A 13797-nucleotide genomic window follows, 5' to 3' on the forward strand; every position below is an offset into this window, starting at 1 on the left:
GGAGAATAAGTGAATTTTACTCTTTTTTTGTTGCAGAAAATTAAGCTACTTGTCGATAATAGTGGGTTTATTGCTAAATTTACTATAGGTGCAGGTATATGTCTTATCCTTTTATATTTTTGGCATATTGATTACTTTCCTACGGACTTATCATTAGGCGATGGGCTTTTATTTTTCTTAATTACTATAAAATTTTTATTTGTCTATGCATTTTTTTTGGGCGCACATTATGCACTAGGAAGTATTTTTATTTTTTTTATAAAAGTCGTTCGAAGTTTCTTCAAATTTATATTTTCTTTTAGGTCCTTGAGCTTTATTAATTTAAGAAAATTTTTCTTGAAGAAATTTTATTTTAATAAGATTTTAGATACAACAGGGAAAAGTATCTTTAAGTTTTTACTTTATTCTTTCGGTTTTGTTTTTGTTTTTGCTTTTTACAATGAAAAATCAATAAACTTATTGATAATGGTATTTTTAAGTATTCTTTTGAAAATATTTATTGATAAATTTATAGATGATTGGAGAGAGAATAATACAAAATTAAAAGAGGATGAAAATAGCAATAATAATATAAAGCTTTTGATGATGATGCTTTATATTTTAATTTTCCCTAGCTCTGTATATATTTTTTATGCGGAAAAAACGAAGAATATTTTTATTAATATTGCACTAGGCTCTGTAAGGGAAGATGAAAAAAATAGCTTAATCTATATTAAAACAGGATTTAAAGACTTTTTTCCAGAATCAAAAATTGGGCAAAAAAAAGGTGAATATATTGAAATAAAAGGGGGTGAAATCCTTTTAAAAGGAGTTGGCAAGAATGCTTTAATTCAATATATAACTACAACCAAAGACCGGAATGGAAATGAAGTTAAAATAAAAGTTAAAGTTGAAGTTCCTAATGAGGCTCTATTAATTATAAGAAGATCCCAACATACGAACTAGATGGGATCTGAAGAACATCATCAAATTACTGTGTTACAAACTTTAAAACTTCATTTTTATTGAAAAGTCTTACTTTTTTATCTGTTTTTCCAAAATAGTGAGGCTTTATGAGACCCTGCTTTTGTAAGTTAGTGACATGGGAGTGGCGCATACCTAAAAGAGAGCTTGCCTCAGCACCAGTAATGAATTCTTCTTTTAAATCTAAAACTTCAGTAAGCTCATTTTTATAAATAAGCTTCCAATAGACTAAATCTTTAATGTCTAAGAAGCCTGTATCGACCCAATATTTTTTCATCCAATTTATAGGGCAGTTCAATCGCTTTGCAGCATCTAAGTAAGAAATAAACTCATCACTTAATAATTTATTCTTAAGATTTAATAAGGAACAAGCTTCAATTTGAACAGATATAGGACTGTTCTCTTTTTTTCTAAGAATCCCTTTTTGAACAAGTACCGCAACTTTATTCGAGCTAATTCCTAAAAGTGCAGATGCATCTTTTAACGAGTAATAATCCACATTGGTGGTTATCGATTCTAACGTATCTTTTCGCCTACCTGTTCGTGTTGGATAGTGTTGAATCATGTCTAAATTTTTTAAATTTATATCTTGAACATCTGTCTTTAAAAAAATATTAATTGGTGTCGAATCAATATGAGGTCCATGAACGGGCGAAATACCTATTGATGCTAATTTTTCTACAAGATTCGTAGGGTTTGCATTGATCTGTTTCGCTAAAAGTGCGATCAGCATATATTTTCTATCGAATTCATGAAGTTTTTTCTTTGAATATTTTTTTGGATCGGCTTTATCTAGATAGCTTTCTGCTGAGTTGAACCAACCCATATTTGCTAGTTTTCTAGCAGTTTCATAATTGATTTTTAAAATTTCAGAAACCTGTTTTAGATCAATGTGGTCATTACTAATTGCTATTGCATCTATTGTATCGAATGCAGGTTTATCCTCGTTATTGAGGCCCATAATAAAGCGCTCAATATCTATACTCGAGATACTTCCATGATAAAGCTCTTTCTTCCCCAAATTTAAATAGTCGTTTTCAATCAATTTCTCAAGTTCAAAACGAGAAACCTTCAAAATATACTTTATCTCATGATTTCTCAGTTTTCTAGCAATACTATTTTCACTAATTTTGTATTCGTTAGCATTTTGTTCAACGATTTTGATGTGCTTCTTGAAAAAAATCTCATATTTTAAAAACGGTATTAACTGTACCCTAGGATGTGAGTAATTGATTCTAGAATTAATAAGAGCACTGAGTTTTAGTGCTGAAATTTCAGGATTATGAAAATATTCATAGACAGAAAGGAAAACTTTCAAATCAGTATTAGATCCATCGAACTTAAAGAATTCATTAAAAGCATTCCAGCAAGCTGCAAACTGTTTGAATAATTTATTGGAGTTGAAATTTAGAACGTCTATAAACCAATATACAGTTTCTATTGTTTTTGCTTCCTTAAGTGGAGCTTTATCTAATTCAAAACCACAACTAGCACAGTTTTCAACACCAGCTTTTGATGTAATTGGATTCTCGCAATTGGGACAAGAATCAATTAAAAAGCAAGAATGTATCGGACATGCATAGATAGGTTTTAGCATCCATAATTTTCTTAGATACGTCTTTTCAGAAAGGCATACAGGGCAGTAACGTATATTGTTTAATTCTAGCAACTCATGGGGGATTTCAATTGCTCCTAGTGTTCTTGGAGATCTACTCGTTGGCTTTGATCTTTTAAAAGCTAAAAGTGAGTAATCACTATCTATATTTAAAGCACTTAAAACTAAGCTAAAGCGAGCTTCATCTGCAAGATGATAATTTAGTGATGCTTTAAGGATGGATTGATAGTTTTCTTTCCCTACTAAATTAGAGATTGAACTATGTGCATTAAGTTTAGCGGTTCTTAGTAGGAAGCTGATTGGCGATTCATCTTCGTAAGGAATAGCTTGTATTAAAAGAGTATTTTGCATAATTATGTTTGTTTCATAAATGATATGATTTGAGAAATATTCATTTCGAAAGGATTTTTACTTTGTTTACTAATGTATAGCGTGATACCTAATTTCCAGGCATAACTGAAGTCATTAGAGTTAATGACTTGCCGACCATCGTTTAAAGCATGCGCAATACTTTCTCTAATTAGGCTCATGATGTATGAGTGATAGCCTTTCGTAGCTAATTGAATTTGCATACCTACAAGTTGGCTATCTAGTGCTGGCATGAAGGAGATATTTTGCCTATTGAGAGTTCTTGAAACCTCGGCAAGAAATGCAAACATACTCCCACTCTGTGATGGATCAACAGTTAATGGGTTTAGGTGGTAGATGAATGGAAATCTACGTGCAATTTGGCTATCAATTTGAAGTAGTGGTACGAACTCTGGTAAACCAACTAAACAAAAACTGATCCCAGTTCTATTCACTAAAGTTTTAATCCAATTCCCTGTAGTCCGATTCATTCTTGTAGACGTAGGTTTACGCTCAAATAAATGATGGAACTCATCTAAAAATATGAGCTTAGTTTCACATTGAGCTAATAAATGAATGAGCCTACTTGTTAGGTATTCAGTCGTACCATATCCATTTTCACAAGTAAGATCTCCCAGTTCTTTGAGCATCATTATGGCTAATGACTTCACGGTGGCAGGTGAGGGTACTTCGACATAGCATACTGGGATAATGAATTTTTTATGATCCTTTGCTATTTTTTCGGAACGTGGCATCAAGCTTAAAATTGCTTTGCACAAGGTTGTTTTTCCTAATCCTCCCTCTGCCAGTAGCATGCTTCCAACTGGTTCACTAAAGGAAATACTTCTTTGGACACAATCTTGTATACCCGTGAAAGCTGCCATAAATTCAGTTGAAGTAATGACAATATTGTTAATAGATCGAATTCTTTCAAATCGATTGTCAAATTTTTCCATGCTTAAATACCTCCAAAGAACCAAACTGCTCAATTGGTGTTGGTGTATTTATAATGGAAACAGGTTGTTCAGAAATATCTTTCTCTTCCGAAAAAAGTTGTTCTTCAACTCTTTTTAGTTGCTTGGGAAGTTCTAAGCTAAGAGGCTTTAATCTTGGTTTTTTTCTCACGAGATTATGTTGTATCTCGTGCATAAGTTTATACAGGTGATATAAATCCGACATTGGTCCAATCCTTTGTTTGTCAGATCGAGTTTGGGCTTTCTTTAGTTTTTGAACTTCGAAGTGGGTTACTCGTGACAAGCCATATGTATAGTCTGGATTGGTTGAATCTGCTTGAATAACGACATCTTTATTATTAGGGTCTACAACATAAACTTCATTTAAATTTAAATCGTCAATCAGTACCGTAACTGTTTTTATGCCTTGCGCTTGTAGTGTCGTTAGCGCATGAGAAAAATAACTAAGACCATCTACTCTGACTTGACCGTGATTAATGCTTCTTTCAACTGGTCTGCGGCATAAAATTTTCGCATCTATATCTGTGAGAAAACTGGGCCGAATATCTTCGATTGCATCTTGCCACATGATAATAGGAGAGCGACCAGTCGTATGGTGAATAGATTTGTGATAGACATCATGGATCCATGTATCCACATATTGTTTTAATTGTTCTAAAGTTAGTTGAGCAACTTTACTTGAATTATACTCCCCCTTATCTATTGGATTTGAGAAAGTTGTTCCAGGGAGTTTTTGGAGAATTCCATGAGTCAGTGTACTAAAAAAACGTTCAATATGCGGTTTATTATTTGGTGTACCGACTTGAGATGGAGTTAAAGTAATTTTAAGCTGTTCGCATACTCTAGCGAGTGAATTATTTTTAAACTCAACTCCATTATCTGGAATGATAATACTCGGAATACCTCCTGGTAATTTATGATTCGGGCGAGTAACCATATCCTTAATAGTTTCTAGTGTCGTTGCAGCACTAGGGGGATACATATTGATATATGTACCTACAATTGTTCTTGAATAAACGTCAATTGCACAAGCTAGAAATGGTCGTCCTAGAGCGGTATTGGTTTTGGGATCTATGATAATAATATCTAAATAATGTGTATCGATTTCGACCATATAAAGAGCAAAAGGACTAACAATACTTTTGCCAGCAGATTGAAACTTTTTCTTAGCTATTCTAGATCCCTTCTTTATTTTTAATTCAATATAAGGGTCTAGTTTCTTGATATGTCGTTGGATACTCCTAAGAGTCGGTAACTGATCTAATGAAATACCTTGCTCCATGAATTGACCTAGCATATAGGCTTGTACATCTTTACTACTTCTGTATTCGGGCTTCAAATAGATTTCATTAATCCCTTGATTAAGAATTTGATAAACCTCAGGTGGGAATCTTAAGTGATGATTGCCTATATATTTATCTTGTAAACACAGCTTGTTCTGCGAAAAACTTTTATATTTAGTAACCCATCTTGCGACAGTACGGCAGGAAGGAGGATGAGGATCTTTAATTTCAGTGGAAATCTGTTCTATTAATTTTGATAAATATTGAGGGCTCGTTGGAGATTTTAGAAATTGAAGAGCACTAAGGACGTAACGCTCTTTACGATGTATTTCTGAATTGTGTTTAGGGTTGATCATCAGCTTATCAGGTGCAAAGACGCATAAGATTTCACCTTTTTTGTAGCGATTTTCAAACTCATTCGGGGTAATTGAAAATGTTTTTCCACCAGCAATTGCTGCATATCGTATAGCGTTATAGGTTACAGAGCCGATTTCAAAAATATAGTCAGGATGTTCTTTAAAATAAAAACGAAAACCTGGCTGTGGAATAAAAAGAGAGTTATTCATGTTATTAGATCTCTCTGCTTTTTTGTTTATCTGAGTTAATAGTAATTTTTTGATGAAAAAATAAATAATCAGCTAGTTCTGGTTTGAGGCCAATTGATTCAAGTGTTCTGTAGACTTGAGTTGAGTTATCAAACTCTTTGAGCGTTAATTGCTCTAATGCGTAATTAATTTCAAAATTATTCCAGTTGAATCGATGCCCTCTTTGATACCAATAAAGTAGCTGAGATATCTCTGATTCATTGGGTAAATCAGTGTGATCGATTAGCTTAAAAGTAATATCAATGGAGTGTAGTAGGTCAGAAAGTATTGCAAAGCGGTTTAATTCATCTATTGATAATGATGCTATAGATGGTTTGACTTCGTGAACTTCATAATTACCTTTTTTGGTTTGAATCAAAAAATCTGGAAAACAATACTGTTCATTGATCAGTAAAATTTTTAATGCTTGTGAGCGATAATTTAAGATATTTGGATCCTTTTCTAAGGAGACTGCATGAGCAAGTTCAAGCCGGCTTTCTAATGGTATTGATCCACAACACTTTTTACTCGGGAAGAGAGAGGTTCGACGACCGAATGCTCCTTGATAGATTTTGCGTTTCCCATGAAGTGTAGCTGCTACATTTGCTGTTGATTCAAAGGCAATCCTGATTTGTTCTAGGATGTTTGTTTGAATATCGGTTTTTGAAAATACTGCTTGATAGGGCATATCTGTTCATCCAGAAGTAATCCTATTCTCAATAAATTTTTGAGAATGAGTTAATCTGTACTATTGCGATCGAATAGCACTTACTTGACTGGTGACGATATAGAGAAGATACTTGGGTTCTCAGGTCTTTATATTCTTCTATATAAAGTCACGAACGGATCCTTTTAGGGTCCGTTTTTTATTAATTTTTTTCTAACTTTTCATAGTCACTCCAGGGTTGTTTCAGACTATTGAGAATTTAATGGTTATCTTGTGAATCTAGAATTGAGTTTCTTTGATTTGCTAGCCATGTAGCAACATCCTTTACTAAGGCATATTTGCCACGACGATTTGGGATACTAAAAACAGGAACTGGGACTGTTTTACGAGTTAAAGCTTGTCTAAAGGCTTCCGTGGATTTGTAACCTAAAGCGATTCGTAATACATCATCTGTCATTAGTGGGCCGTAACGGTCGAATAACTCTTTTTCTATTGTAGAGGCATCGACTATGGGATGGATTTCCATAGAGTTCCTGGTAGTAACCTGTCTCAACAAAAGCTTATACTTAGGTCTATATGTGTACAAGTTGAATAAATTAATAAACTTTTTCCGGAAATATTTTTTTAAATAATTGATATTTAAAAAGTTTATTTGAATTTTGTGGATTGTGTTTTGAAAAACGAAAATATTAGAAAAGTTAGAGTTAATAAAAGGGATGTAATCGATCAAATACGGGTTGCACTATGGTATTCGCACATAAAACTTGGTTTAGATGCACAACTGCCTTCTCAAATAGCAAAAATGATTGAGCCTGATAAAATCAGAGTAGTGAATGGATATGTAACTGATAATGATCGGAAGTGGAGAAACTATAAGAATGGTTCAAATGTTCCTCATCCAAAACTTATAAATAAAGCTGAAGCAGTCGTAAAAGGTAGTTCATTAATAATTAATCATGTACTTTGGCAAGCCATGAAAAATTCAATAAATTTAGATTTACTTTTAAAAGACGGTATTGGAAAACTGTCGTGGGAAGTTCAACGGATTCTTTATAAACCCAATAAATATGATTGTGATAGGACGTTAGTTGAGAATTTATCGCCTAAAAAACTCATACAGCTGGAGCGATTAGCTAGCTTAGACGCTTTAGCTGCACTGGTAATTTTTTATCGAATGGGAGTCGATGGCACTAGTAGCATTATCAATATCAGTCGAGCTATTTATCGAACTTTACTTATTGTGTGTTCTCAAAAGCCGTATTCACATTTTAGTGAAAGTTTAATTTTATTGATGAATTCGCAGGTGTTTTCTTTATCGGATTCTAAGCAATCAATATTAGGCGATAGCTTCAAAGATGATTTTCTAATGGATTTACAAATATTAAGGAGCCAATTTTCAACGATGGATAATGAAAAATTGGCCGAAAATACTTGGAAAGAAGACGTTAAGGCCTCATCCGATTTTCTTGAGAAGGTGAGGTTTCATAATCTCTTTGAAGAATCGACTATTATGACAGTAGAGGCTATCTAAAATTCTTCGCATGAAAATTATCTGTGTATTACACATGTGGGATTTTATGAATATATTTTACATATCTAGGCGTTTAGACAGTCTTTCTTCAGCATACATTTGTTTGAGAGCTAAATTTTCTTGTTCCAATTTATCTAAACGAATAAGAATTTGCTCATTAATATCTATATAACTTGCCTTCCAACGATAGAAAGTTGCTACACTGATTTTGTACTCTTCGCAAATTTGTTCGACAGTTGCACCTGCTAAATTCTTTTTAACAATACTGTTGATTTTAGCTACAGAAAATTTTTGCTTCACAGTGAATTCCTAAACTATCTTTTAATGATTACCCAAAAGGAAAAATTCTATAAACAGATAGGATTAAATTAAAAATATCCTATTTTGGGATATTTTTAATTGTAACTGATATTGAGCCATGCGCTCAATACACGATCCTAGGTATAAAGACCTAATTAAGAAACTTATAGAACTGCGTGAGTCCAAATATGTGACTCAGGTTGAGCTTGCCCAACGTTTAGTTAAGCATCAATCGTATGTATCTAAAGTAGAAACCTTAGAACGAAGACTTGATGTAATTGAACTGGTGGATTGGCTCAAAGCTTTAAATGTAGAAATTGGGGAATTTGTGAATCAAATAAAATTATATAATTAAAATTAGAAAATCTTGCAAGTTTAAATGTCTTGAAATTTATATTAGTTATTGAAATAATATAAAAAAACTTATCGCTTAGTTATGAAGAATTTTCAATTAAAACGAAATAGAAAATTAGAAATCTTAAGACTACTTGCAAAGCAAGAAATTAAGATTTTTAAAAAAATTGATCCTATAGTTTTTTTTGATGAAATTTTAGACTTAAAAAATTTACCTTCAACTGATCCACGTTATAAGGATGCAAGAGGAGATCTAATACAGCACTATATTAATAATAATGATTGGGAATTAGATTATATTTTGTTGGAAAGGTTTAATTTTATTGATTCTGATGAGATTTTAATTGGATTACTCAATAAGGTAATTTCACCTGAGGTTAATGAGAATGATGATGATATAAAATTTTTTTATCATACATTAAATCCAATTTTAAAAAATGATTTACTTGAATATCGTTTAAAAGGTATTAATGATAACGGGTTATCAATATTTGAAATTGAAGAATTAGATGAAGATAATAAATTTAAAGATTTAGCTGATAATAAAATTCCTTTTGTCTTTAGTAATACTAAACATGAACATAATTCATATTTTTTACTGAGTCCGACCACATGGGATGATTATGGTAATAAGAATGAATTTTTTCTCTATTATTTTTCTAATAATATGAGGAAAGATATAGGTAAATTGAAAATTATTTCAAAGCAATCTAACAGTACAACAAAAGAAATAGTGGAGAAATTTTATACTTTAAATAATGAATATTGTTCATTGGGGCAGAATTTTGATTTTTATAGGAATTTGAAAAATATCTTCCAGCAAAATTATTTATCCATTCTAAAAGGATTAAATGATATTGCATTTTTTCCTCAAATATGCGAAGAGTTTGAAAATTTTAGCGATTTTAAAAATAGTATTATTAGATTTGATGAGCAAGAACAGCTCTTAAGACAGGCAAGATACCGTATAGATAATTATGATTTAAGTAATTTATATTCTTTTGAATACAATTTTAAACCAATGTATTCAGATGAGGATGGATTAAGAATTGCATTTAACTTTAATGATAGTTCAATTCTTCCTAATAGGATATATGCACTTATAGGAAATAATGGAGTTGGAAAAACGCAACTAGTTTCAAAATTACCATTTGATATAGCAAATGGTAATTTTGAATTATTTGCACCTAAGCTACCTCTTTTTAGTAAAGTGATAGCTGTTTCGTATAGTGTATTTGATAAATTTGTAATACCTGAAAGTTCATCTAAAATTAATTATATTTATTGCGGATTAAGACATTCAAAAGGAAGTTCAGAGTCGATACTCTCAGAAAATGAACTAAATGCTAGATTCTTTTTATCAATAGTTAAAGTTCAAAAGAATAAAAGATTTAGTAGTTGGATTGAAATTATAAAAAATTTTTTTCCAAAAGAGTTAGTTGATGTTTGGGTTGAATGGGATTCTACAGTATTTGAGCAAAAGTTAAATATAGTAGAAATTAATAAGTCATTAAAAACATTTAGTTCTGGGCAAGCTATATTTTTATATATCCTCACTGAGATTTTAGCTAATATAAGATATGACTCATTAATAATATTTGATGAACCAGAAACACATTTGCACCCTAATGCAATTTCACAATTAATAAATAGTATTCATCTTTTAGTAAAAAAATTTCAATCTTTTTGTATTATAGCTACACATTCACCAATTATTGTTCAAGGTATATTATCGAAAAATGTATATGTCATAAGAAATGAAAATAATATCTTAAATGCTAAACATCCCGCAATTGAAACTTTTGGTGAAAACTTAACAAAAATAACGGAAGATATTTTTGGGTCAAGAGAAACTGATTCACAATTCAAAAAAGAATTGGAAATATTGATAAAAAAAGGATATTCATTTGAAGAAATTTTAGAACTTTTACGAGAAAATAATATACCGCTTAGCTTGAATCTTACAGTTCTTTTGAAAAGTATGGTATCGAACTGATATGATTAATTTGAATTCATACAATGGTGACAGCATTTCCTTTTTACAGGAAGTTGTTAATTCAAAAAAAAGGGGAAAAGGAGAGCAATTCCCTTTTTATAAAGATCGTATTACATTATTGTTTCCAGTCTTAAAAAGTGCATATCATGTATATGATGCTGCTTTTACCAGTAATGATTTACTTTATTTGGTACCGTTGTCTTCTATTGATACTAATCAGAAAGATGATTTATTAAAACTCTATAAATATGGTTCGAAACCTTTTATAAAGTTAAAAAATGCAATAATTTCTTTGCCAAATGATTATGAGCTAAACACTTGCCAATACTGTACAATTAATGATGTTAATACTTTAGATCATATTGTTCCGAAGGAAAGTTTTCCAGAGTTTGTTGTACATCCCAAGAACTTAATACCGGTTTGTTCTGAATGTAATAGCTATAAATCAAATAAGTGGATAAAGGATGGTAATTTTGAATTTATAAATTTATATCTTCATAAATTACCATATCAACAGTTTTTACATGTTGATTTGAAATATGTTAATAATACTTTTTCAGTTAAGTATTTTCTTAAAAACACTCATAATATAGATGCTATTTTATTTAATATAATTAAAAATCACTATGATAATCTTAAGTTGTTAAATAGATTCCAAGGAAAGGCGAATCAAATTATTTCTGAATTTGAAAATACAATACGCGGTAGTTTAATAAAATTAAGTCTGAAAGATTCTTTGGAGTGTGCAAAAGCCACAATTACTTATGAGCAATCAAGATTAGGTATGAATCACTATGAGAATGTTCTTAAATTAACTTTATGTGATAGTCTAGCATTCATGGAGTATTGCAGAGACAAAGGGTATAGATGATTTAAATAAAATAAATATTACTCATGTTGCTTTAATATTATTAATAATCTAGAAATTATATTTAATAATTTTAATCAAAAAAATAGAGCCCTAAGGGCTCTATTTTTTTGACAAACCATGCGTCGTCTTATGCCAAACCATGTGTCGTTTTTGACAAACCTTGTGTCGCATGACGAGCTAAACCTTACCAGCTTAACGCACCGCCAGTTTGGTAATCTGTTACGCGCGTCTCGAAGAAATTCTTCTCTTTACGCAAGTCCATCATTTCTGACATCCACTGGAACGGGTTATTCACACCAGCAAACTGTTCAGGCAAGCCTAATTGCGCCAGACGACGGTTAGCAATGAACTTCAGGTATTCTTCCATCATGCCAGCATTCATACCGAGTACACCGCGTGGCATCGTGTCACGTGCATATTCGATTTCCAGCATAGTGCCTTCAAGAATCATCTGGATGATTTCTTCCTGGAATTCAGTGGTCCATAGACCCGGGTTTTCGATCTTGATCTGGTTGATCATATCGATACCGAAGTTCAGGTGCATTGACTCATCACGCAGGATGTACTGGAATTGCTCGGCAACACCATTCATCTTATTACGACGACCCATAGACAGGATCTGGCTGAAACCACAGTAGAAGAAGATACCTTCAAGTACACAATAGAACGCGATCAGGTTGCGAAGCAGAATCTGGTCGTTTTCAGGTGTACCTGTCTTGAAAGTAGGATCACTTAAAGACTGGGTATATTTCAGGCCCCACGCAGCTTTACGTGCAACTGACGGTACTTCACGGTACATGTTGAAGACTTCGCCTTCATCCATACCTAGCGACTCGATACAGTACTGGTAAGCGTGTGTGTGAATCGCTTCTTCAAACGCTTGACGCAAGATGTACTGACGGCATTCAGGGTTGGTAATATGACGGTAAATCGCCAGTACCAGATTGTTTGCAACCAGTGAATCGGCAGTTGAGAAGAAACCGAGTGAACGCATCACGATGGTACGTTCATCTTCAGTCAAGCCATTTTCAGACTTCCACAGCGCGATGTCGTGGTTCATGTTGACTTCTTGCGGCATCCAGTGGTTTGCACATCCGTCCAGATACTTCTGCCAAGCCCATTCGTATTTGAATGGAACAAGCTGGTTCAAGTCAGCACGACAGTTGATCATTGCCTTGTCGTCAACCTGGACACGCTGCGCACCCATTTCAAGCTCTTCCAGGCCTGGAGCTACATCAAGTTGCTCTAGGGAAGCAGATGCTCTTGCCAGCGAATCGGTTGGATTTGATCCTCGGTTTTGAGTGGCTCTAAGGGGTTGTGCAGCTGCCACATCCGGCGATGCGTTGCCTGCATCAGATACCATCTGTGAATTAGACGTTTTTTGCGGCTCGACGGGCGCAGGCTGCTGTTCAGGTGCAGCCGGTTTTTGCGAATCATCTTCGAAATCGTCCCAACTTAGGATAGACATGGGATTCTCCTTAAGTATAAAAAGGTGAACCTCATTTGAAATAGAGACAAGATTATAAACCTGTCTCTGTTTCAAAACCATTTCATATATTAATGAAATGGGCGGGGGTTCCTATTCCTTTAAAATGTTTAACAAATTTTGGTCAATTGGAAAAACAGCTAGTCTGTCTCTCTGATCGACACAATGCCTAAAATCTTTCATGATTTCATCACTCGATTTTGTTGTATGTAGCAACCAAATCGATTTCTGTAATCTTTCATGCTCATATTGTCCAAGAGCTTGATAAATCTTGGAATAGTTTGAGCGTGGTTTATTGTGTAGATCGTAACTTAAACACATGTAGTGCATTGAAAACTCCTTTAACTTTGGATAAGTAAGACTGTAAATTGCATTGCATTTTTAAAGCTCCTAAAAACAATGTTTTAGATTAAAAATGAGAATTAACAGTTGACTCAAAACTCAAAGTGAACGAAGATTTCGTTACTTTCTTTGCTGAAAGTTATCAGTCAACCGTGTTCTCGGTTATCTGAGATTGATGGAGGGGATACTGCAATATCCCCAACATTTTTCTCAAATCTTTTCTAAATTTCTAATTACTTTTTATCTTTCGTAACCTTCAATCTAGATTTGATTTTGTATTGCTACATAATCAAAAGAAGTAATTCGTCTAAAGAAAACTACTTATTTTGTTTACGCTGCTGGCGAACTTTGAGCCAGAAATAAGCAATTGGTAAATAAAAAGTAATGCCAAAGGAAATCAGCAATGCCGCAAGTCCTAACATGTAGTTGTGGGTCATATGGGGCATTGAGGTTTCCTTATTTGTATTAAATTCTAAATCCTCC

14 protein-coding genes are annotated in these 13797 nt (G+C 32.9%); 5 read left to right on the forward strand and 9 right to left on the reverse strand.

Translation table 11 applies throughout. The annotated features are described in order from the left end of the window. Nucleotides 1-9: 9 nt before the first annotated feature. Nucleotides 10-945, forward strand: a complete 936-nt coding sequence (locus MWG72_RS00375) for a hypothetical protein (RefSeq protein ID WP_247143008.1) — start codon at nucleotides 10-12, stop codon at nucleotides 943-945. A 25-nt stretch (nucleotides 946-970) separates the two neighbouring features. Here MWG72_RS00375 and MWG72_RS00380 read toward each other — a convergent pair whose 3' ends face one another. The 5 genes from MWG72_RS00380 to MWG72_RS00400 all read right to left on the reverse strand — a co-directional run bounded on the left by MWG72_RS00380 (nucleotide 971) and on the right by MWG72_RS00400 (nucleotide 6960). Next, nucleotides 971-2929 (reverse strand): TniQ family protein, encoded by a 1959-nt coding sequence (locus MWG72_RS00380; RefSeq protein ID WP_247143009.1) that lies wholly within the window; start codon nucleotides 2927-2929, stop codon nucleotides 971-973. A 2-nt stretch (nucleotides 2930-2931) separates the two neighbouring features. Beyond that, on the reverse strand, nucleotides 2932-3882 hold the full coding sequence (locus tag MWG72_RS00385; protein ID WP_247143010.1) for a TniB family NTP-binding protein: 951 nt from the start codon (nucleotides 3880-3882) through the stop codon (nucleotides 2932-2934). Continuing rightward, a complete protein-coding gene (locus MWG72_RS00390; RefSeq protein WP_247143011.1) occupies nucleotides 3869-5749 on the reverse strand; it encodes a Mu transposase C-terminal domain-containing protein in 1881 nt (626 codons plus the stop codon). Before MWG72_RS00390 ends, MWG72_RS00385 begins: the two co-directional genes overlap by 14 nt. A 4-nt stretch (nucleotides 5750-5753) precedes the next feature. Continuing rightward, nucleotides 5754-6455, reverse strand: a complete 702-nt coding sequence (locus MWG72_RS00395) for a Tn7 transposase TnsA N-terminal domain-containing protein (protein WP_247143012.1) — start codon at nucleotides 6453-6455, stop codon at nucleotides 5754-5756. A 238-nt stretch (nucleotides 6456-6693) separates the two neighbouring features. Beyond that, nucleotides 6694-6960, reverse strand: coding sequence for a hypothetical protein (locus tag MWG72_RS00400; protein WP_247143013.1), 267 nt, complete (start codon nucleotides 6958-6960; stop codon nucleotides 6694-6696). Between the two features lie 147 nt (nucleotides 6961-7107). Here MWG72_RS00400 and MWG72_RS00405 point away from each other — a divergent pair, with 147 nt between their 5' ends. Then, on the forward strand, nucleotides 7108-7965 hold the full coding sequence (locus MWG72_RS00405; protein WP_247143014.1) for a hypothetical protein: 858 nt from the start codon (nucleotides 7108-7110) through the stop codon (nucleotides 7963-7965). A gap of 57 nt (nucleotides 7966-8022) precedes the next feature. Here the strand turns inward: MWG72_RS00405 and MWG72_RS00410 are convergent, their stop codons facing one another. After that, nucleotides 8023-8265 (reverse strand): transposase, encoded by a 243-nt coding sequence (locus tag MWG72_RS00410; protein ID WP_087551231.1) that lies wholly within the window; start codon nucleotides 8263-8265, stop codon nucleotides 8023-8025. A gap of 118 nt (nucleotides 8266-8383) precedes the next feature. Between MWG72_RS00410 and MWG72_RS00415 the strand changes: the two genes are divergently transcribed. The 3 genes from MWG72_RS00415 (at nucleotide 8384) to MWG72_RS00425 (ending at nucleotide 11486) form a co-directional block, all read left to right on the forward strand. Beyond that, nucleotides 8384-8620: a helix-turn-helix domain-containing protein gene (locus MWG72_RS00415; protein WP_247143015.1), complete on the forward strand. Its 237-nt coding sequence runs from the start codon at nucleotides 8384-8386 to the stop codon at nucleotides 8618-8620. An 81-nt stretch (nucleotides 8621-8701) separates the two neighbouring features. Further along, nucleotides 8702-10615 carry an AbiJ-related protein gene (locus tag MWG72_RS00420; protein ID WP_247143016.1) on the forward strand — a complete coding sequence of 638 codons (1914 nt, stop codon included), beginning with the start codon at nucleotides 8702-8704 and terminating at the stop codon, nucleotides 10613-10615. A 1-nt stretch (nucleotide 10616) separates the two neighbouring features. Then, a complete protein-coding gene (locus tag MWG72_RS00425; RefSeq protein ID WP_247143017.1) occupies nucleotides 10617-11486 on the forward strand; it encodes an HNH endonuclease in 870 nt (289 codons plus the stop codon). Nucleotides 11487-11670: 184 nt separating this feature from the next. Here MWG72_RS00425 and MWG72_RS00430 read toward each other — a convergent pair whose 3' ends face one another. The 3 genes from MWG72_RS00430 to MWG72_RS15615 all read right to left on the reverse strand — a co-directional run bounded on the left by MWG72_RS00430 (nucleotide 11671) and on the right by MWG72_RS15615 (nucleotide 13760). Next, a complete protein-coding gene (locus MWG72_RS00430) occupies nucleotides 11671-12954 on the reverse strand; it encodes a ribonucleotide-diphosphate reductase subunit beta (protein WP_114541022.1) in 1284 nt (427 codons plus the stop codon). A gap of 111 nt (nucleotides 12955-13065) precedes the next feature. Further along, nucleotides 13066-13302 (reverse strand): CRISPR-associated protein Cas2, encoded by a 237-nt coding sequence (locus tag MWG72_RS15645; protein WP_218208867.1) that lies wholly within the window; start codon nucleotides 13300-13302, stop codon nucleotides 13066-13068. Between the two features lie 329 nt (nucleotides 13303-13631). Next, on the reverse strand, nucleotides 13632-13760 hold the full coding sequence (locus MWG72_RS15615) for a hypothetical protein (protein ID WP_257225578.1): 129 nt from the start codon (nucleotides 13758-13760) through the stop codon (nucleotides 13632-13634). Between the last annotated feature and the right edge of the window lie 37 nt (nucleotides 13761-13797).

The organism is Acinetobacter lwoffii (genome assembly GCF_022967985.1).
Lineage (GTDB): Bacteria > Pseudomonadota > Gammaproteobacteria > Pseudomonadales > Moraxellaceae > Acinetobacter.

Bases quoted from the DNA above. Each gene is read 5' to 3' on its own strand.
- MWG72_RS00380 (WP_247143009.1), bottom strand. From the start codon at position 2,929: ATGCAAAATACTCTTTTAATACAAGCTATTCCTTACGAAGATGAATCG.
- MWG72_RS00385 (WP_247143010.1), bottom strand. From the start codon at position 3,882: ATGGAAAAATTTGACAATCGATTTGAAAGAATTCGATCTATTAACAAT.
- MWG72_RS00390 (WP_247143011.1), bottom strand. From the start codon at position 5,749: ATGAATAACTCTCTTTTTATTCCACAGCCAGGTTTTCGTTTTTATTTT.
- MWG72_RS00395 (WP_247143012.1), bottom strand. From the start codon at position 6,455: ATGCCCTATCAAGCAGTATTTTCAAAAACCGATATTCAAACAAACATC.
- MWG72_RS00400 (WP_247143013.1), bottom strand. From the start codon at position 6,960: ATGGAAATCCATCCCATAGTCGATGCCTCTACAATAGAAAAAGAGTTA.
- MWG72_RS00415 (WP_247143015.1), top strand. From the start codon at position 8,384: ATGCGCTCAATACACGATCCTAGGTATAAAGACCTAATTAAGAAACTT.
- MWG72_RS00420 (WP_247143016.1), top strand. From the start codon at position 8,702: ATGAAGAATTTTCAATTAAAACGAAATAGAAAATTAGAAATCTTAAGA.
- MWG72_RS00425 (WP_247143017.1), top strand. From the start codon at position 10,617: ATGATTAATTTGAATTCATACAATGGTGACAGCATTTCCTTTTTACAG.
- MWG72_RS00430 (WP_114541022.1), bottom strand. From the start codon at position 12,954: ATGTCTATCCTAAGTTGGGACGATTTCGAAGATGATTCGCAAAAACCG.
- MWG72_RS15645 (WP_218208867.1), bottom strand. From the start codon at position 13,302: ATGCACTACATGTGTTTAAGTTACGATCTACACAATAAACCACGCTCA.
- MWG72_RS15615 (WP_257225578.1), bottom strand. From the start codon at position 13,760: ATGCCCCATATGACCCACAACTACATGTTAGGACTTGCGGCATTGCTG.